This window comes from Schaalia naturae (assembly GCF_042665795.1).
In the GTDB taxonomy this organism is placed as follows: domain Bacteria; phylum Actinomycetota; class Actinomycetes; order Actinomycetales; family Actinomycetaceae; genus Pauljensenia; species Pauljensenia naturae.
The window spans coordinates 673,781-691,741 of record NZ_JBHTEF010000001.1; the positions used below are offsets into that span (position 1 = coordinate 673,781).

General features: G+C 73.5%; 19 protein-coding genes. 10 read left to right on the top strand and 9 right to left on the bottom strand.

Annotated features, from left to right (window positions below; genetic code table 11):
* Nucleotides 1-6: 6 nt before the first annotated feature.
* A complete protein-coding gene (locus ACFQWG_RS02945; protein ID WP_380971946.1) occupies nucleotides 7-492 on the bottom strand; it encodes an Rv3235 family protein in 486 nt (161 codons plus the stop codon).
* A complete protein-coding gene (locus ACFQWG_RS02950; RefSeq protein ID WP_380971948.1) occupies nucleotides 489-1,253 on the bottom strand; it encodes a LysM peptidoglycan-binding domain-containing protein in 765 nt (254 codons plus the stop codon). Before ACFQWG_RS02950 ends, ACFQWG_RS02945 begins: the two co-directional genes overlap by 4 nt.
* Before the next feature lie 120 nt (nucleotides 1,254-1,373).
* On the opposite strand from ACFQWG_RS02950, the gene ACFQWG_RS02955 reads away from it, so the two are divergent.
* A complete protein-coding gene (locus ACFQWG_RS02955) occupies nucleotides 1,374-1,931 on the top strand; it encodes a hypothetical protein (protein ID WP_380971950.1) in 558 nt (185 codons plus the stop codon).
* A 35-nt stretch (nucleotides 1,932-1,966) separates the two neighbouring features.
* On the opposite strand, the gene ACFQWG_RS02960 is transcribed toward ACFQWG_RS02955, so the two are convergent.
* Nucleotides 1,967-2,179: a helix-turn-helix transcriptional regulator gene (locus ACFQWG_RS02960; RefSeq protein WP_291494790.1), complete on the bottom strand. Its 213-nt coding sequence runs from the start codon at nucleotides 2,177-2,179 to the stop codon at nucleotides 1,967-1,969.
* A 136-nt stretch (nucleotides 2,180-2,315) separates the two neighbouring features.
* Here ACFQWG_RS02960 and ACFQWG_RS02965 point away from each other — a divergent pair, with 136 nt between their 5' ends.
* From ACFQWG_RS02965 to ACFQWG_RS02975, 3 genes are read left to right on the top strand one after another with little or no spacing between them, the layout of a single operon-like run.
* Nucleotides 2,316-2,954 carry a hypothetical protein gene (locus ACFQWG_RS02965; protein WP_380971953.1) on the top strand — a complete coding sequence of 213 codons (639 nt, stop codon included), beginning with the start codon at nucleotides 2,316-2,318 and terminating at the stop codon, nucleotides 2,952-2,954.
* Nucleotides 2,951-4,279, top strand: coding sequence for a nucleotide-binding protein (locus ACFQWG_RS02970; RefSeq protein ID WP_380971955.1), 1,329 nt, complete (start codon nucleotides 2,951-2,953; stop codon nucleotides 4,277-4,279). Before ACFQWG_RS02965 ends, ACFQWG_RS02970 begins: the two co-directional genes overlap by 4 nt.
* Nucleotides 4,280-4,283: 4 nt before the next feature.
* The gene (locus ACFQWG_RS02975; RefSeq protein WP_380971957.1) at nucleotides 4,284-4,766 is read left to right on the top strand and encodes a DUF6912 family protein; all 483 of its coding nucleotides are present in this window, start codon (nucleotides 4,284-4,286) and stop codon (nucleotides 4,764-4,766) included.
* Between the two features lie 7 nt (nucleotides 4,767-4,773).
* On the opposite strand, the gene ACFQWG_RS02980 is transcribed toward ACFQWG_RS02975, so the two are convergent.
* Nucleotides 4,774-5,508, bottom strand: coding sequence for a glutamine amidotransferase (locus ACFQWG_RS02980; protein WP_380971959.1), 735 nt, complete (start codon nucleotides 5,506-5,508; stop codon nucleotides 4,774-4,776).
* 68 nt (nucleotides 5,509-5,576) lie between these two features.
* On the opposite strand from ACFQWG_RS02980, the gene hisN reads away from it, so the two are divergent.
* Nucleotides 5,577-6,416, top strand: coding sequence for a histidinol-phosphatase (gene hisN, locus ACFQWG_RS02985; RefSeq protein ID WP_380971961.1), 840 nt, complete (start codon nucleotides 5,577-5,579; stop codon nucleotides 6,414-6,416).
* 24 nt (nucleotides 6,417-6,440) lie between these two features.
* On the opposite strand, the gene rsgA is transcribed toward hisN, so the two are convergent.
* Genes rsgA through ACFQWG_RS03000 form a run of 3 tightly spaced genes read right to left on the bottom strand, consistent with a single transcriptional unit; the run spans nucleotide 6,441 to nucleotide 9,321 of the window.
* Nucleotides 6,441-7,487, bottom strand: coding sequence for a ribosome small subunit-dependent GTPase A (gene rsgA, locus ACFQWG_RS02990; protein WP_380971963.1), 1,047 nt, complete (start codon nucleotides 7,485-7,487; stop codon nucleotides 6,441-6,443).
* Entirely contained in the window at nucleotides 7,484-8,830 is a 1,347-nt protein-coding gene (gene aroA / locus ACFQWG_RS02995; protein ID WP_380971965.1) for a 3-phosphoshikimate 1-carboxyvinyltransferase, read from the bottom strand. The genes rsgA and aroA overlap by 4 nt, the downstream gene beginning before the upstream one ends.
* Complete coding sequence (locus tag ACFQWG_RS03000; protein WP_380971967.1) at nucleotides 8,827-9,321, bottom strand: DoxX family membrane protein; 495 nt, start codon at nucleotides 9,319-9,321, stop codon at nucleotides 8,827-8,829. Before ACFQWG_RS03000 ends, aroA begins: the two co-directional genes overlap by 4 nt.
* Nucleotides 9,322-9,531: 210 nt before the next feature.
* Here ACFQWG_RS03000 and ACFQWG_RS03005 point away from each other — a divergent pair, with 210 nt between their 5' ends.
* The 3 genes from ACFQWG_RS03005 (at nucleotide 9,532) to ACFQWG_RS03015 (ending at nucleotide 10,660) form a co-directional block, all read left to right on the top strand.
* On the top strand, nucleotides 9,532-10,170 hold the full coding sequence (locus ACFQWG_RS03005; protein ID WP_380971969.1) for a sigma-70 family RNA polymerase sigma factor: 639 nt from the start codon (nucleotides 9,532-9,534) through the stop codon (nucleotides 10,168-10,170).
* On the top strand, nucleotides 10,167-10,466 hold the full coding sequence (locus ACFQWG_RS03010) for a hypothetical protein (protein ID WP_380971971.1): 300 nt from the start codon (nucleotides 10,167-10,169) through the stop codon (nucleotides 10,464-10,466). The genes ACFQWG_RS03005 and ACFQWG_RS03010 overlap by 4 nt, the downstream gene beginning before the upstream one ends.
* Before the next feature lie 119 nt (nucleotides 10,467-10,585).
* Nucleotides 10,586-10,660 (top strand): 50S ribosomal protein bL37, encoded by a 75-nt coding sequence (locus ACFQWG_RS03015; protein ID WP_380976188.1) that lies wholly within the window; start codon nucleotides 10,586-10,588, stop codon nucleotides 10,658-10,660.
* Nucleotides 10,661-10,743: 83 nt separating this feature from the next.
* Here ACFQWG_RS03015 and ACFQWG_RS03020 read toward each other — a convergent pair whose 3' ends face one another.
* Together ACFQWG_RS03020 and ACFQWG_RS03025 are read right to left on the bottom strand one after the other, a co-directional pair.
* On the bottom strand, nucleotides 10,744-11,340 hold the full coding sequence (locus tag ACFQWG_RS03020; RefSeq protein ID WP_380971973.1) for a GDSL-type esterase/lipase family protein: 597 nt from the start codon (nucleotides 11,338-11,340) through the stop codon (nucleotides 10,744-10,746).
* 55 nt (nucleotides 11,341-11,395) lie between these two features.
* Nucleotides 11,396-15,247: a multifunctional oxoglutarate decarboxylase/oxoglutarate dehydrogenase thiamine pyrophosphate-binding subunit/dihydrolipoyllysine-residue succinyltransferase subunit gene (locus ACFQWG_RS03025; RefSeq protein WP_380971975.1), complete on the bottom strand. Its 3,852-nt coding sequence runs from the start codon at nucleotides 15,245-15,247 to the stop codon at nucleotides 11,396-11,398.
* Nucleotides 15,248-15,578: 331 nt separating this feature from the next.
* Here ACFQWG_RS03025 and ACFQWG_RS03030 point away from each other — a divergent pair, with 331 nt between their 5' ends.
* Both ACFQWG_RS03030 and ACFQWG_RS03035 read left to right on the top strand, forming a co-directional pair.
* Nucleotides 15,579-16,907, top strand: coding sequence for a hemolysin family protein (locus ACFQWG_RS03030; protein WP_380976190.1), 1,329 nt, complete (start codon nucleotides 15,579-15,581; stop codon nucleotides 16,905-16,907).
* Nucleotides 16,904-17,950 (top strand): CNNM domain-containing protein, encoded by a 1,047-nt coding sequence (locus tag ACFQWG_RS03035; protein ID WP_380971977.1) that lies wholly within the window; start codon nucleotides 16,904-16,906, stop codon nucleotides 17,948-17,950. The genes ACFQWG_RS03030 and ACFQWG_RS03035 overlap by 4 nt, the downstream gene beginning before the upstream one ends.
* Nucleotides 17,951-17,961: the final 11 nt, after the last annotated feature.

Below are 17,961 nucleotides of genomic sequence, written 5' to 3' on the forward strand. Positions count from 1 at the left end.
CTTGCCTCATCCGACATCGAGAGCGGTCGCCAGCCAGCGGCCGCGGAAATCCTCGAGCCGCATCGCCACGGCCCGCGTGCGCGCGCCGACGCGCACCGTGACGCAGACCTCGACAACGCCCTCGCGCACCGGCCACGCATGTGCCGACTGGGCTCTGCAGGCCGGAGCGACGCGGGTGGGAGGCCCGGACCCGGTGGCGGGCGCGGCACGCCCGCGGGCCGCCTCGAGCTCCTCGTAGAGTGCGGGGACCACCCAGCGGCGCAGCTGGGTGAGGGGGCGCAGGCCCTGCAGGATCTCCATGACCCCCTGGGCCAGGCCCGAGGCCCACTGACGGGGGTCGGGCAGGGGGCCGACCTCCGAAGGCCGGGCGGGATCGCGCTGGAGCCGCTCCTCGACATCAAGGACCTCATCCGGGTCCATGTCGCGCCGCATGTCCCAGCGCACGCAGGCATCCCCCGGACGGGCGAGGGCGCGGGCGGCCGCGCCGCTCATGGGCGGGCCTGCGGGATGACGAGGACCTGCCCAGGCCGGATGAGGCTCGGATCCTCCCCGATCAAGTCCGCGTTGGCGGCGTGGATCGCGGGCCACAGTCGGGCGATCCCGGCGTCTCCGGCTGAGGGCGATACCAGGTCGGCGGCGATCGACCACAGGCTCTCGCCCGGGACCACCAGATGCGTGGCGGGCGCGGGGAGAGGCGGCGGATCGTCCCGATCGGCCGGCCGTGCGAGCGCCTCGCGGGCGACGAGGGCGTCTGCCGCCCGCCGAAGCGGGCCGGTGGGCCCCGGGCCCCCGGGGAGAACGGCGTCACCGGACACGGCGGACGCCTCCGCCGGCGCCTGCGCGCCCCAGGAGAGGTCGTCGGGAGGAGGCGCGGGAGAGGCCAGCGCCGCCGGCGCCAACGACCCGACGGCGAGCCCGGCGCCCAGAGCGACCGCGCTGCCCTGCCGGGCGAGCGTCCGCCTCGCCTGCCCGGTGCCCAGACGCTCCACCGACCTGGCGAGCGCACGCCGGGCGAGCCGTGGGAGGACGGGGAGCAGGGCCAGGCGGGCGGCCACCATCGAGAGGAGGGCCCAGGCCAGGATCGCGGCCGCGAGCAGGGCGGTCATGCCGGCCACACTGTGCTCGGCGGGATGGCCGGACCGCGGGTCGAGGAGCGTCGCCGCGGCCGCTGCGAGGACGGCCAGAGCCGGAGGCCCGAGCACCCATCCGGCGATCTCGGCGAGACGGTCAGACAACGACGTCGACGACATCATGCGCTCCTTTGGGTGTGAATTAGATTCAGTTCATATCAGTTGGACGCCATGAGTGTCGCAGTGTGCGATCCGCGATGTCAAGCGCGTCCGGTTCATCGCCGTCTGTGTGAGACTGAGGCTGTGGACCTGGACCTCTACCTCGCGGACCTCGAGGGGCGCTTCGACGCCGAGCGGCGGACGCTGGAGGAGGCGCTGGTCGGGGAGCTCACCGACGCCGAGCGCGCCGGCGTCAGCCTGGCAGCACGGCTGCTGGCCCGCTCGGGTGAGCGGCTCACCGTGCTCGTGCGCGGGGGCGGGCGCCTGTCGGGGCGGGTGAAGGACGTCGCGCGCACGTGGGTCCTGCTGGCCACGCCGGGCGGGGACTCGCTGATCCCGCTGACCGCGGTGGCGGCGGTGTGGCCGCTCGGGGCAAGCGCCGTCGACGAGTCCTCCGTCAGGCACTCCGTCGGGATCGGGCACATCCTCCGGGAGCTCGCCGAGGACGCGGCCGAGGTCGTCATCGACCACGACGCCGGCATCCACCAGGGAACGGTGCGCGCGGTCTTCGCAGATCATCTCGACATCGAGACGCGCGCGGGCTCCTCCGGCCTGGACACGCGAGACCGCGGCGCAGCCGAAGTGATCTCGCTGCCGACATCCGGCATCCGCCGACTGCGGCTGGTCACCGGTCCGCGCTGAGCCCGCGCGGCGATGACGCCGGGGATCCCGTCGGGTCAGTCCGCGGCGTGGGTGCGGATGCGCTCGCGGGAGGCGGCGTACTGGTCCTCGATGTACTTCTCCAGAGCGGTGTCCTCGATGCGCCACACGCGCTTCCCGCCGACCTGGATGGCCGGGAGCTCCCCGGAGCTGACCAGCGCACGGGCAGCGGACATCGAGAGGTTCAGGGTGTCGGCGACGTCTGAGAGGGTGAGGAATCGAGGACTCATGGGGACATCATGCCACTTCATTCGGGTTGCGTCATCGAGGACGAGTCCGATGTGGAGAAGTCCGGTCAGTGCCCTCCCGTGACGGACGCCTGTGGACAGGGTTCACAGACATCCGAACATCCGGCATGATGTGGCAATGACCTCAATGAAGCGGGCGGTGCGAGTCCCGGGGAGGCGGGGAGCGTGGAGGGACCCGCGGTTCGTCGTCGGGATCGTGCTCATCGCCGTGTCCGTGCTCGGATGCGTGACGCTGGTCTCCCAGGCCCGGGGCGGCACGCCCCTGTACCAGACGACCCGGGCGGTCCCGGCCGGCGAGCCCCTGGACGCGACGAACACCCGGATCGTGCGCGCGCGTGCGGAGTCCGACGCCTACCTCGTCGAGGGGTCGCTGGGCGCGGGCGACGTCGCTGCCCGGTCCCTCGGCGCGGGGGAGCTGGTCCCGGCCGTCGCCGTGGCGGCCGGCGATGACGTGGACCATCGCCGGCTGGTCGTCACCGTCTCGGGCGGGCTGCCGGACTCGGCGGGTCCCGGGGCCGCCCTCGAGCTATGGTTCGTCCCCGGCGCTCCCGGCGCAGCGCCCGCCCGGGAGGCGGATCCGGCGCCGCGGCTCGTCTCCGACGCCGTGACCCTGGTGCGCGCGGACGCCCCCTCGGCGGGACTCGGCGCCACCGCGGGCACGCGGTTGGAGGTCCGCGTCCCCGTGGACGACCTGGCGGCCGTCCTCCAGGCGACGGGCGGGGACGGGACGCTCGCCGCCGTCCCGCTCAGCCGATGAGCGCCGACCGGCACGGCGTCGTCCTCCTGGCCGGCCCGGACGCCGAGGGCGCGCTGGTCCAGGCCATCGACGCGCGCGACCGGCAGATGATCGTCGTCCGACGCTGCGCGGACCTGGCGGAGGTCCGGGCCGCCGGCCGCGCCGGCGTCGCCGATCTCGCCGTCGTCGACGCCTCCGACCCGGACCTGGACGCCGCCGCGATCGGCGACCTCCACCTCTCGGGGATGTCCGTGGTCCTGCTGGCCCCTCCGGAGGAGTCCCGGCGGCTGCTCTCCCTGGGCGCCGACGCCGTCGCCCAGGCCGCGTCCCCCGACGGGGTCGTCGAATCCCTGATCGCCCTGGTCCGGGACCGCGGGGAGGCTGGTCCCCCCGCGCCGGCGCCGGCCTCGTCCCCGCTGGAGCGTCTCCCACCGGAGCCGGGCGCGGAGGTCCCGCCCCCGGCTCCCTCCCGGGGACGCGTCATCGCGGTGTGGGGCACGTCGGGGTCGCCCGGGCGGACGACCGTCGCCGTCAACGTCGCGGCCGCGCTGGCATGCCGCCGGACGGACACGCTGCTCATCGACGCCGACACGGCCGCGCCCTCGCTCGCCCACCTGCTGGGCCTGCCCGTCGACGCCCCGGGCATCGGGGTCCTCGCCCGGCAGACGTCGCGAGGACGCCTGGACCCGCGCGACATCGGCCGCATCGGCGTCGGCGTCGCGCCCGGCCTCTCAGTGGTCACCGGCCTGTCGGCGCCCCAGCGCTGGCGCGAGCTCGGGCCCGTGTCCGCCACCGAGGTCCTCCGCTCCGCGCGCCGATCGGCCGACGCGGTGGTCGTCGACGTGGCGGCTTCCGGCCTGGATCCCGTCGAGGCGACGCTGCGCCACCAGGGCAGCCGCGACGAGGTGGTCGCGGCCGTCTTGAGAGAGGCCGACACGGTGCTCGCCGTCGCGCGCGGGGACGCCGTGGGGCTCAGCCGTCTCGCGCAGTCGCTCGAATGGTGGAGGGACCTGCGCGCCGCCGCCGACCTGCGCATCGTCGTCAACCGCGTCTCGCGGGCCTCGGCGGGTCTGCGGCCGGTCAACGCCATCGCGGCCGCCCTCTCCGACCTGGTGCCCGGCGGGTCGGCGAGCCTCGTGCCCGAGGACGAGCACGTCGCCTCCGCCCTGCTCGGGGCCCGACCCGTCGTGGCGTGGGCGCCCGGCTCCCCGGCGGGCGCCGCCCTGGCGGAGCTGGCCGGCCTCCTGATGGGGGAGGCGCCGGAGCCCCACGGCCGCCACGGGCGCACGGAGGCGGCCCCGCGCCGGCGGCGCCGGCGGCGCCGGCGCGGGCATGTGGGAGACTGACCCCATGCGCGTCTACCTCCCCGCCCTCGGCTCCGACCTGTCGGCCGGCCGCCCCCCGGTCCGCTCCGGCTTCGCGGCGGCTCCTGAACGGGGGGCGGCCCCGGACGACATCGAGGTCCTCGAGGACGACGCGCAGACGGAGGCCGCGCTGGCCTCTCTGGAGCTGCTGCGCGAGGCCCCGCCGGGCGAGCGGTCCTCCCGGGTGGTCCTGGCGGCCGACGCCCCGGTGACGACGGCGGGGGAGAAGGGGGCCTCCCGTGTCGTCCGGGTGGAGCCGGGGACACTGGGCTGGGGAGACGTCGCCGCCTTCCTCATCGACGAGGACGGGGCCGCCGAGGCGGTCCGGGCGGTCCTGCGGGCCGGGGATCAGGGGGCGGCGGACCGCGCGGTCGCCGACCTGTGGGAGCATCCGCTGGAATGGTTCGACATCTCGGAGCGCGACGCGCTGGCCGCCGCCTGGTTCCCGGGCCGCCGGGATCGGGGCTGAACGCGGATCAGCGGCGGAACCGCCGCACGAAGTTGCGCAGGATGAGATGGACGGGGCGCACGTCGGCGGCCGCGACCTCGGCCTCGACGCGCGAGCGCTCCTCGGGCGGGTAGTACCCGCGGCCCGCGTACTCCTCGATGCGCACGCCGATGCCGGCGAGGTCCAGCTCCGGGTGGAACTGCGTGGCGTAGACGCTCTCCCCGGCTCGGATCATCTGGACGGGGGCGACCGTCCCCCCGACCAGCAGGGTGGCGCCGGGCGCGAGGCCGGAGGCGGCCTCATGATGGCCCACATAGGCGCGGAAGCGCTCGGGCATCCCCTCCAGGAGTGGGTCGTCGCGCCCCTCGGGCGTGAGCGTGAGTCGGGGCGCGGAGATCTCTTCGGCGTGCGAGCCGTCGACCGCCCCGCCCAGATGGAGGGTCAGGGTGCCCATGCCGTAGCAGATGCCCAGGAAAGCGGCATCCGCCTGGAGCATCCGGTCGTAGAGGTCGCCGAGGTGCGCCTCGACGTCGCGCTGGACCGCGGTCTTGAGCCCTTCGGGCGCCGAGACGTCGAACGGGGAGCCGCACAGGATGATGCCCGACCAGTCGTCCAGGTCGATCTCCGGGAAGGGCTCGCGGTCCAGGCGCACGCGCACGGCCTCGCCGGGCGCCATGCCGGCCAGGCGGGGGAGATTGCGGAACTCGTCGTCTGCGACGACCTCCTCCGTGCGCGAGGCGAGCATGAGGAACGGCCTGGACATGCGCACCACACTACGACATCCGGACGCCGCTGACGCGGGGAAAGCGGCCCCACGACTACGGTGGTGCCATGCCCCAGTCACGCCGGTACAACGACGACCTCCGCCTGGCCCACGTGCTGGCCGATCAGGTCGATGCTCTGACGATGGCGCGTTTCGGCGCGCAGGACCTGGTCGTGGAGTCCAAACCCGACCTCACCCCCGTCACCGACGCCGACCGCTCGGCGGAGGACCTGCTGCGCTCCCAGCTGTCCCACATCCGTTCCCGGGACGCCGTGCTGGGGGAGGAACGCGGTGCCGCCGGGCACTCCACCCGCCAGTGGGTCCTCGATCCCATCGACGGGACGAAGAACTTCGTGCGCGGCGTGCCCGTGTGGGCCACGCTGATCGGACTGGTCGAGGACGGGGAACCCGTCATGGGCGTCGTCTCGGCGCCGGCCCTCAAACGCCGGTGGTGGGCGGCGAAAGGCCAGGGAGCGTGGGCCGGCACCTCGCTGATGCGCGCCCGGCAGATCCGGGTGTCCTCGGTGCCCGCCGTCGCGGAGGCCTCACTGTCGTACTCCTCCCTGGACGGCTGGCTGCACCACGATCGGGGCGGGCAGTTCCTCGAGCTGCAGTCCTCCTTCTGGCGTTCGCGCGCCTTCGGGGACTTCTGGAGCTACATGCTTGTGGCCGAGGGCGCGGTCGACGCGGCCTGCGAGCCCGAACTCGAGGTGCACGACATGGCGGCGCTGGTCCCGATCGTCCACGAGGCCGGGGGACGCTTCACGTCGCTGACCGGCCGGGAAGGCCCATGGGGCGGGAACGCTCTGGCCACCAACGGCCTCATCCACGACGAGGTCCTCGCGGCGCTGGACTGGCCGCGGGACGCGCCCACCGACGAGACGGCCTGGTTCGATCAGCAGCGGTAGCCTCCCGCCCGCGGAGCCGGTGGCTCATGGGACGGGACTGGCTGCCCGCAGACTCTCCAGGAGGCGGCGCACGACGCGCACGCGTTCGGCCCGGGCCCGGGAGGCCGCGGGCGCGACCGGGTCGAAGGGCGAGGCGCCGCCCGCCCAGGCGTCCAGGGCGCAGGAGGGCTCGTCGGCCAGATGCGTGCACATCGGCAGGCACCAGGTCGCGGCCTCCGCCACATCGGGGAACACCGCCAGGACGTCCTCGGCCGCGACATGGCCCAATCCGAAGGAGCGCACCCCCGGTGTGTCCGCCACCCACCCCCCGCCGGGCAGCTCGAGCGCCACCGCCGACGTCGAGGTGTGCCGCCCGCGGCCGGTGACCGCGTTGACACGGCCGGTCGCCCGCCCGGCGCCGGGAACCAGAGCGTTGATCAACGTGGACTTGCCGACGCCCGAGTGCCCGACCAGCACGGAGAACCGACCGGCCAGCAGCCGCGCGAGCTCCTCGACGCCGTCCGCGCCGCCCGCCCCGACGGAGGTCACGACCGAGGCCAGTCCGAAGGAGCCGAAACGGGCCAGGAACCCCGCGGGATCCGCCAGATCCGCCTTTGTCACGCACAGGACGGGCTCCAGGCCCGCCTCATAGGCGGCCACCAGGCAGCGGTCGACCATCCCGGTGCGCGGAGCCGGGTCGGCGGCCGCGACGACGATGACCATGACCTGGGCGTTGGCGACGATCGCCTTCTCCGCGCGGTCGTCCGGGGCGTCGTCGCGAGAGCGGCGCAGCACGGAATCCCGCGGCTCGACGGCCACCAACCGGGCCAGCGTGTCCGCCCGCCCCGACAGGTCCCCCGTCATTCGCACCCGGTCGCCCAGCAGCACCGAGCGGCGTCCCAGCTCTCTCGCACGCACCCCGACCACGCGCGTGCCGTCCCCGAGCACCACGCCGTACCGCCCCCGGTCGATCGCGACGACGCGCCCCAGAGGCCTCGCCGACCAGTCGGGTCGGATCTTCGAACGCGGTCGCGAGCCCTTCCCGGGGCGCACGCGCACGCGGGGGTCGTCGGTGCCGGTGTCTCGCCTCACCCCGCGCCGCCTCCCAGCATGCGGGCCCACAGACGGGTGAAGCCGGGCAGCGTCTTGCCGGTGGTCGCCACGTCCTCGACCTCGACGCCGGGCACGCGCAGGCCGACGACGGCCGCGAAGGTCGCCATGCGGTGGTCCGCGTACGTGCGCACCCGGGCGCCGTGCAGGGGGCGGGGCCGGATGGCCAGCCCGTCCTCCAGCTCCGTGGCATCGCCTCCCAGGCGCGTGATCTCGCGGGCCAGGGCCGCCAGGCGATCGGTCTCATGGCCGCGCAGGTGGGCGACGCCCGAGATCCGCGACGGCGTGGCGGCGCACACGGCGAGCGCTGCGAGGGTCGGGGTGAGCTCCCCGACGTCGGAGAGGTCGACGTCCACTCCGCGCAGCCCGGACGCCCCGGGCCCCTCCACCGTGAGCCCGGTGCCGTCCAGGGCGACGCGGGCGCCCATGCGGGCGAGCAGCCCGCGCCAGGCGTCGCCCGCCTGGGTGGTGCGGCGCGGCCAGTCCGGCACGCGCACGCGTCCCCCGGTGAGCGCCGCCGCCGCGAGGAAGGGGCCCGCGTTGGACAAGTCGGGCTCGATGGCGATCTCTCCGCCGCGGGGTCTGCCGGGGCGGATTCGCCAGGCCCGCGTCCCCGTGTCACCGGGCAGCTCGGAGACGGGGACGCCCCGATCGCGCAGAGCGGCGACCGTCATCGCGATGTGAGGTGCGGAGACGATGCGGCCGGCGGACCGAACGGTGACGGGCCCCGACATCAGCGGAGCGGCGAGCAGCAGAGCGGAGAGGAACTGGGAGGACGCCTGCGCGTCGACGGCGAGGTCATGCGGGGCACCGGGGACGGGCAGCACGCCGGAGCCCCCCACGCGGAAGGGGAGGAAACCGGGCTCGCCCAGGTAGGAGACGGAGGCGCCGGCCTGCTCGAGGGCGTCCAGGACGGGGCGGACGGGCCGTGCGCGGGCGGCCTCATCACCGGTGAAGGTCGTCTCCCCGCGGGCCAGGGCGGCCAGCGGCGGCAGGAAGCGCAGGACGGTGCCCGCGAGCCCGCAGTCGATGAGGCCCCCCGGCCTCACGCGGTCCAGGGGGGTGACGCGCAGCGCGCCGTCCGAGCGCTCCACGCAGGCGCCCAGCGTGTGCAGCCCGTCGGCCATCAGCCGCGTGTCGCGCGCGTCGAGGGCGCCACGCAACGTCACGGGGCCGTCCGCGAGGGCGGCGAGGATCAGGGCGCGGTTCGTCTGCGACTTCGATCCGGGCACCGGCACGCAGGCGTCGACGGGGCCCGGGGACACGGGGGCCGGCCACCACGTCCCGGAGGCGTCGTCGGGGGACGAGGGCGGCGCCTCCGTCATGCGTCGACGGCCTGGCGGGCGCGCGCCTTCGCCTCCCGCAGGGCGGCGCGCTGCTCACGCCGGTTGCGTCGCCTCCACCCGACCGAGGGCTTGCCGCGCCGGTCCATGGACGCGAAGACAAGGCCGCCGAACAGGGCCAGCGACCGCATGAGGCCGTCGCGCCCGGCGGAGCGCTCCTCGCGCGAGGACGCCGTCCAGACCGGGTGGTTGACCACGGCGAGGGGCAGGGCGGTGGCGGCCAGGACCGTCGCCGCGCCGCGCTGGCCGATCCCCAGGGACAGGGCGGCGCCCGCGCCGATCGTCGCCGCGCCCATGGCGCGCGTCGCCAGGCGCAGCTGTTCGTCGGAGAGGTCCACGCCGACCTTCCTGACGATCGGGCGCACGCACTCGAGGCGCTTGACGTGGGGATCCGGATCGCGCACCGCCGACCAGCCGTCGGCGATGAACGGAGCTGCCAGAAGGGGACGGGCCATCAGCCGGATGAGGTTCATGCCCCCATTGTCCGACGTCTGGCGCCCGACGGCCAGCGTTCGACGGGGCGCGGGAACATTTCGGGTTCCGGGCGCGTTGGGGACGTCGTGGAGTGCCGTGGAGACAGCGGAGACAGCAGGGCGGGGCGGGTGCTTGGCGCGCGGGCGCGGGGCCCGGCGACGGCGCTGGCCGGCGGCATCGTCTGCCTGGTGGCGATAGCCTGGAGGGCGATGGACACTCCAGACCAGGTTCCCCCGCCGGCGGTCGCCCCCGGGACGGATGCGGCCGGGCCGGCCGCGGAGACGCGCGCCGAGCGCGACGCCCGCTTCGAGGCGGAGGCGCTGCCCCTGCTCGACCAGCTCTACGGCGCGGCGCTGGGCATGACGCGCAACAGGGCGGACGCGGAGGACCTGGTCCAGGAGACCTTCACGAAGGCCTACGCGAAGTTCGACCAGTACCGTCCGGGCACGAACATCAAGGCGTGGCTGTACCGGATCCTCACGAACACCTACATCACGTTGTACCGCAAGGCACGCCGCTCCCCGAGACGGTCGAGCACCGACACCGTGGAGGACTGGCAGCTGGCGGACGCCGCGTCCCACGACGAGAGGGGCCTGCGCTCGGCGGAGACCGAGGCGTTGGACCTCATCCCCTCCGCCCAGGTGCGCGACGCGCTGGCCTCGCTGTCAGAGGAGTACCGGATGGCCGTCTACCTGGCCGATGTCGAGGGCTTCAGCTACAAGGAGATCGCCCAGATCCTGGACATCCCCATCGGAACGGTGATGAGCCGGCTGCACCGGGGACGCCGGCAGCTGCGCGACAAGCTCGCGGACTATGCGGCCTCGGTGGGAATCGGAGGCGGGAAGTGAGCGCACCGGACGAAGAGGGGTCGGTGTGCGCGCAGCTGCGCGCACACCTGTGCGAGATCATCGACGCGGAGTGGGGGATGACAGCCGGCGCGGCCGACGCCGACCCGCTGATGGACCCTCGCGTCCTGGAGTTCCTCGAGGCCCACGCGGCGACGTGCCCGACCTGCCAGGCGGCCCTGGGCGAGGAGCGTCGCGTCCGCGACCTCCTGCGGCGCTGCTGCAGCGGGGAACCCGCGCCGCGCGACCTGAGGGTGCGCATCGTGTCCCGGACGATCCGGATGTCCTCCTCCCGATGACGGGGGGCGCCGCCCGAGCCGCGTGAAATGCGTCGCTGCCGCGGCGACGGTGGTCGTGACGCGGGCCCGGGTGTGCGAGACTGGGCGGGTTGAGTAGTCGTTCACCGAAGGAGGCCACCATGTCGAAGAAGGGTCGCAAGCGTCGTGACCGTCGCAAGCACGGAGCGAATCACGGCAAGCGCCCCAACGCCTGACGTTCCGTGGACGGATGGGCGCCCGGCGGATGCTCCGCCGGGCGCCCTCGTATCTCCAGGAGGCGCCGGGTCCCGAAGGCGCCTCAGGCGCGGGGCTCGGCGCCGGACCACTCGTCCCAGCCCTCATGGAGCACCAGCCACGCCATGAGCGCGTAGCCGGCCTGCCCGGGCAGCGCGATGCCACGCTCGGTGCGGGCGGGGGAGGCGGCCATGTCCTCGGCCCACTGGTCGTGGGAGGCGAGGGGCCGCAGCGTGTCGACGAAAGGGACGTGCCGGCGTTCGCAGACCTCCGCGCAGGCCCGTGACACGGCCTCCAGCGCGCGCCGGTCCGCTCCGGCCAGGGGCGGGGGCCCGACCACCAGACAGGGGAGTTTGAGGGTCGCGGCGCGATCGATGATGTTGGCCAGGTTCAGGCGCGTGCGCGGGGTCGACAGGCCGGCCGGCACATCCGCCGCCCCGATGCCCACGACGAGGCGCGTGTCGCCCGGCCTCGTGCGCGGGGCGACCTCGCGCTCCCAACGGGACGACAGCTCGCCGGTGGTCTCGCCGGGCATGGCCAGGCTCAAGACGACGGGCGGCTCGGGGAAGCTGCTGCGTCCGATGACCCGTCCGACCCATCCGAGCCCCCGGGGGTCGCCGACTCCGGCGACCAGTTCGTCACCGATGACGCAGATGCGCATCTCGTTCCTCCCTTGTGGCCTGCGGGCGCGCGGGTCGGGGGCGCCCTCGTCCACATTAACGGGAGAAGGCCTCCTCCATGAGGACGGCATGCTGCTGACGGTGCAGGGAGGCCCGGCCGGCGGCGGTGGTCGCGGAGGCGGGACGCGACACGGCCCGGACCCCGACGCCGAGCTCCGGGAACAGGTTCAGCGCAAGGAAGGGCCACGGGCCCTGGTTGCGCGGCTCGTCCTGCACCCAGGTGAGGCGGGCGCCCGGGAACCGCGCGAGCTGGGCGGCCAGCTCGTCGAGCGGCAGCGGATAGAGCTGCTCGAGTCGGATGACCGCCGTGTCCCAGGCCTGGCGCGTGGCACGCTCCTTGACCAAGTCGTAGTAAAGGCGACCCGAGCACAGCAGGACGCGCGAGACCTGGGCGGGGGCCCCCAGGACGCGGGGTTCCTCCTCGCCGATGACCGGGCGGAACGCGCCCGAGGAGAAATCCTCCACCTGGGAGGTCGCCGCGGACAGGCGTAGCAGCTGCTTGGGGGTGAGCACGACCAGAGGCCGGCGCGGCCTGCGGTAGGCCTGCGTGCGCAGCAGGTGGAAGTGGTTCGCCGGCGTGGAGGGCTGGACGATCCACATGTTGTCCTCGGCCGCCAGCTGCAGGTAGCGCTCGACGCGCGCCGAGGAGTGGTCCGGTCCCTGGCCCTCGTAGCCATGGGGGAGCAGGAGGACCACGGAGGAGCGCTGGCCCCACTTCTGCGCGGCCGAGCTGATGAACTCGTCGACCACGGTCTGCGCGCCGTTCGCGAAGTCGCCGAACTGAGCCTCCCACAGGACCAGCGCGTCGGGTCGCTCGACGGAGTACCCGTACTCGAAGGCGAGGACCGCGAACTCCGACAACGGCGAGTCGAAGATGTCGAAACGCGCCTGGTCCGCGGTGAGGAAGCGCAGAGGGGTGAACTCGCGGCCGTCGTTGTGGTCGTGGAGCACCGCGTGGCGCTGGACGAAGGTGGCGCGACGGGCGTCCTGCCCGCTCAGGCGCACCGGGGTGCCCTCCATGAGCAGGGAGCCGATGGCCAGCAGCTCGCCGAAGCCCCAGTCGATGGGGATCTCTCCGTGGGCCATCTTCCATCGGCGCTCGGAGAGGCGGGCCATCTTCGGATGCGGGGTGAAGCCCTTGGGGAAGGTGCGGCAGGCGTCGCCGATCCGGCCGATCGCGGCGGGCGTCGTCGCCGACTCCCAGCCGATCATCATGCCCTGCCCGGGGAGCTGGGACTCGGGGACCTCCCAGCTGTCGGGCCCGTTCGCCGCGGCCGTGCCGGGGTCGGCGGGGGAGGGCGACCATCCGTGCTCGCGGGTCTCGGCGAGGATCTTGGACAGTTCGTCCTCGTACTCCTGGATGGAGGCGGCGGCCTGCTCCTCGGTGAGCTGGTGGCGCCCGACCAGGTTGCGCGTGTAGACCGCCCGGGTGGAGGGGAGCCGCTCGATGAGGCCGTACATCACGGGCTGGGTCATCGAGGGGTCGTCGCCCTCGTTGTGCCCGCGGCGGCGGTAGCACACCATGTCGATGATGACGTCCTTGTGGAACTCCTCGCGGTAGGACAGCGCCAGGTGCGCCATGCGCACGACCGCCTCCGGGTCGTCCCCGTTGACGTGGAGGATCGGCACCTGCAGGCCCTTGGCGAGATCCGTGGGATAGCGGGTTGAGCGTCCCGCGGTCGGGCCCGTGGTGAAACCGATCTGGTTGTTGACGATGATGTGAATCGTGCCGCCCGTGCGGAAGCCCGCCACCTGGCTCATGTTGAGCGTCTCCTGGACGACGCCCTGGCCGATGAACGCGGCGTCCCCATGGATGAGGATCGGCACGACAGGCAGGGAGGGGTCGCCCAGTTCGTCCTGCTTCGCGCGGACGATGCCCTCGAGCACGCCGTCGCCCGCCTCGAGGTGGGAGGGGTTCGCCGCCAGGTACACCTTGGTCGCCACGCCCTCCTCGGCGGTGAAGACGCCCTCGGTCCCGAGGTGGTACTTGACGTCGCCGGAACCTTGCACGGTGCGCGGATCCTGATTGCCCTCGAACTCGGAGAAGATCTGCCCGTAGGACTTCCCCGCGATGTTGGCCAGCACGTTGAGCCGCCCCCGGTGGGCCATGCCGACGGCGACCTCGTGGAGCCCGAGCCGGGCGGCGTCGCCCAGGACGGCGTCCAGCAGGGGGATCAGCGACTCCCCGCCCTCCAGGGAGAACCGCTTCTGACCGACGTACTTCGTCTGGAGGAACTCCTCGAAGGCCTCGGCGTGGATGAGCGTGGACAGGATGTGGCGCTGCTCGGCGGGCGAGGGCGCCGTGTAGGGCTGCTCGATGCGCTGCTGCACCCACGTGCGCTGGACGGGGTCCTGGATGTGCATGTACTCGATGCCGACGGTGCGCGTGTACGTGTCGCGCAGGCGGGCCAGGAGGTCGCGCAGCCGCATGTGGTCCTCGCCCCCCAGGCCCCCGGTGGGGAAGGAGCGCTCGAGGTCCCACACGGACAGCCCGTAGTTCGTGAGGTCCAGGTCGGGATGGCGCCGCACCCTGTAGGCCAGGGGGTCGGTGTCGGCGGCCAGGTGCCCCCGGGAGCGGTAGGCGTGGATGAGCTCCGCGATGCGCGCGGGCTTGCCCTTCTCGCGCTCGACGTTGTACTCGTGGTCCGCCTCCCAGCGGTAGGGCGGGGTCGGCACCCTCAGGGCGTCGAAGACACGGTCGTAGAACCCGTCGCCCCCGGCGAGCTTCTGGGAGATCAGGCGCAGGAACTCGCCCGACGCGGCGCCCTGGATGACGCGGTGGTCATAGGTCGAGGACATGTGCAGCGTCTTGCCGATGCCCAGCAGCGCGAGCTTGTTGGGGGACACGCCCGCGTACTCGGCCGGGTAGTCGGTGGCGCCGACGCCGATGATGAGGCCCTGTCCGGCCATGAGGCGCGGCACGGAGGTGGTGGTGCCCAGGGTCCCAGGGTTCGTCAGGGACACCGTGGCGCCCTGGTAGTCCTCGGGGGTGAGCCGCCCGTCGCGCGCCCGGCGGACGATGCCGTCGTAGGCGTCCACGAACTGCATGAAGGTCAGCGTGTCGGCGTCGTGGACGACGGGCACGATGAGGTTGCGTGTGCCGTCCTTGCGGGTGACGTCGATGGCCAGTCCGAACCCGACGTGGGCGAGGTGCCCGACCGCGGGCTTGCCGTCCTTGGCGGCGTAGCGCACGGACATCGCGGGCATCTCGCACAGGGCCTCCACCACGGCGTAGCCGATGAGATGCGTGAACGAGACCTTGCCGCCGCTGGTGCGCGCCAGGTGCGCGTTGAGCAGGGCGCGGTTCTCGATGAGCAGCTTCGCGGGGATCTCCCGGGTCGACGTGGCGGTCGGGACGGCGAGGGAGGCGTCCATGTTCTTCGCCGTGGCGCGCGCGATGCCCTTGAGGACGTCGACCTGGTCCTCGTCGGGGGCGTCCGTGGCCAGGGCGGCCGCGGCGCGGGCGTGCCGCAGGCGCGTGTAGGGGGAGGTCGCCTCGCTGAGCTGGGCGGGCGGGGCGGGGGGCAGGTCGGAGCGGGTGACCGACACCGTGTTCGCCGAGGCCTCCTGCTCCTGTTCCTGGTCGGCCGCGGACGCGGCGGCCTCGCCCTGCGCAGCCAGGCCCTCCTCGGCGGGCACGCGGACGACGGCGGGGGACGAGGGCGGCGCCGGGGCGGCCGGAGGAGCCGGAGGGGCGGTGTGGCGCAGCTGGGGTGGCTCGCCGGCGGGCGTCGCGTCCGGTCCCTGCCCGTGGGCCGTGAAGTAGTCCCTCCAGGACTGGTCGACGGAGGAGGGATCCCGGCGGAACTGCTCGAGCAGCTGCCCGATATACCACTGCTCCTTCGCGCTGGCCTGGTCCGCTGTTCCCGTCAGTGCCGAATCACTCACCGTCGTCACTCCGTCTCGTCTGCGTTTCCCGCATGTGCCCTGGGCCTCCGGAACGCACTCAGCATATGACGAAAGTCCCTTCCCCCATGGCGTCCCGCGGCAATTTCCGCGGCCTTGACGCCCTCTTGTGACCCGCGCTGCCAAGGGGCGGGAATCCCATGGGCGCGCGGCTCGGCGCGCGTGGCCGAGGAAGCGCGGGCAGGGGGCGGCCCCGCCCTGGGCTGTGGCCGCGGGGACCTACTACACTGTCGCTCACCATGGACAGTGACAGTTGCGGCCGACAATCGGCCGACCCTCCGCCTGCCCGGCCCTCCGCACGGGGTGAGCGTTGATCACCGACCTCCTCATGCTCGTCCTCGGCCTGGTCCTCACGGCGGGAACCGCCGTCTTCGTCTCGGCCGAATTCTCCCTGGTCGCCCTGGACCGCGCCTCCGTCGAGCGGCGCGCCGGCGACGGGGACAGGCGTGCCGCCCAGGTGCTGCGCGCCATCAGCCATCTCTCGACCCAGCTGTCGGGCGCGCAGGTCGGCATCACGCTGACGACGATCCTCCTGGGCTACACGACCCAGACGGCCGTCGCCGACATGCTCGGGCGGCTCCTCGGCAACGCCGGGGTGGCCGAGGCCCTGGCGACGACCGTCGCCGTGGCTGTGGCGGCGGTCCTCATCAACCTCTTCTCGATGCTCTTCGGCGAGCTGGTGCCGAAGAACTTCGCCCTGGCCCACCCGCTGAAGACCGCGGGCGTGGTGGCGCCGGTCCAGATGGCGTTCTCCACGCTGTTCAAACCCCTCATCGCCGTGCTCAACGGCGCCGCGAACTGGGTGCTGCACCGCGTGGGCATCGAGCCCCAGGAGGAGATCTCCTCGGCGCGCTCGGCCTCGGAGCTGGCGGCCCTGGTGCGCCACAGCGCGGAGGAGGGCACCCTCGACACGTCCACGGCCAGCCTTTTCACGAAGTCCATCCGGGTCGGCGAGCTGTCCGCGGTCGACGTCATGACTGACCGCGGGCTCGTGCGCACCCTGGAGGAGACGGCGACCGCGGCCGACGTGGTCGGCCTCGCGCGCGAGACCGGCCACTCGCGGTTCCCCGTCGTGGGGGAGGACTCGGACGACATCCTTGGGCTGGTCAGCCTGCGCCGCGCCGTCGCCGTGCCCGCCGAGCGCCGCGGCGAGGTCCCGGTGGTGTCCTCGTCCCTCATGGCCCCCGCCCCGCGCGTGCCCGAGACCCTGGGGCTCGGTCCCCTCCTGGTGCAGCTGCGCGACGAGGGGCTGCAGATGGCGGTCGTGGTCGACGAGTACGGAGGCTTCTCCGGCATCGTCACCCTCGAGGACGCGGTCGAGGAGATCGTCGGGGAGGTCTCCGACGAGCACGACCACCGTCGGCTCGGCATCCGCCGCCAGCCCGACGGGACGCTGCTGGTCCCCGGCCGGCTGCGCCCCGATGAACTGCAGGAACGCACGGGCGTCATCGTCCCCGACCAGGGGCCCTACGAGACGCTCGCCGGCCTGGTGCTCACCGAGCTCGGCCGCGTCCCCGAGGTGGGCGACAGCGTCGAGGCCGCGGGCTCGCGCCTGCGCGTCGTCTCGATGCACGGGCGGCGCGTCACCCAGATCTCCCTGGCCCCCCCGCCTCCCGCCGCTCACGAGGAGGTCGAGCTGTGAGCCCCCTCGCCGGCATCCTCATCACCGTCGCGCTGCTGGGCGTCAACGCCTTCTTCGTCGCCGGGGAGTTCGCGACCACCTCGACACGGCGCTCGCAGATCGAACCGCTCCACCGACAAGGAGCGCGCGGATCCGCTCAGGCGATGTACGCCCTCGAGCATGTCTCCCTCATGCTCGCGATCTGCCAGCTGGGCGTCACGGTGGCGTCGACCACCCTGGGCGCCGTGGCCGAGCCGGCGATCGCGAGCCTGGTGCACGGCCCCCTGGAGGCCGCGGGGATGCCGGCGGCCAGCGCCCACGCGGTGGGGTTCGTCGTGGCGCTGGTCCTGGTCGTCTTCCTCCACGTCGTCTTCGGGGAGATGGTCCCGAAGAACATCTCCATCGCGATGCCCCACCGGGCGCTGCTCATCCTGGCCCCTCCGCTGGTGGCCTTCGGCCACGTCCTGCGTGTCGTCATCGAGGACATGGACCACATGGCGAACTGGTTCGTCCGCCGGGCGGGCCTGACCCCGCGCGCGGAGATCTCCGCCGCGTTCACCGTCGAGGAGGTGGCCTCCATCGTCGAGTTGTCGCAGAAGGAGGGCACCATCCACGACGACCTGGGCCTGCTGTCGGGATCCCTGGAGTTCTCCGAGCAGACGGCCGGGGACGCGATGGTCCCGCTGGACGAGCTGGTGGTCCTGCCCCCCGACTGCACGCCCGCGATAGTCGAACGCGAGGTCGCGGTCACCGGCTACTCGCGCTACCCGGTGGCCGCGGAGGACGGCTCGATCCAGGGCTACCTCCACCTCAAGGACGTCCTGTACGCGGAGGGGGACGAGCTTGACCAGCCGGTGGACTCCTGGCGCATCCGCACGATGGAGCAGGTCAGCGCCTCCGACGAGGTCGAGGACGCTCTGCGCCACATGCAGCGCTCGGGCACGCATTGCGCGGCGGTCGTGGACGATCACGACGACGTGGTGGGCGTCCTGTTCCTCGAGGACATCCTCGAGCAACTGGTCGGCGAGGTCCGCGACTCCCTCCAGCGCGATCCGCAGGCCTGACCCGTCGTCTG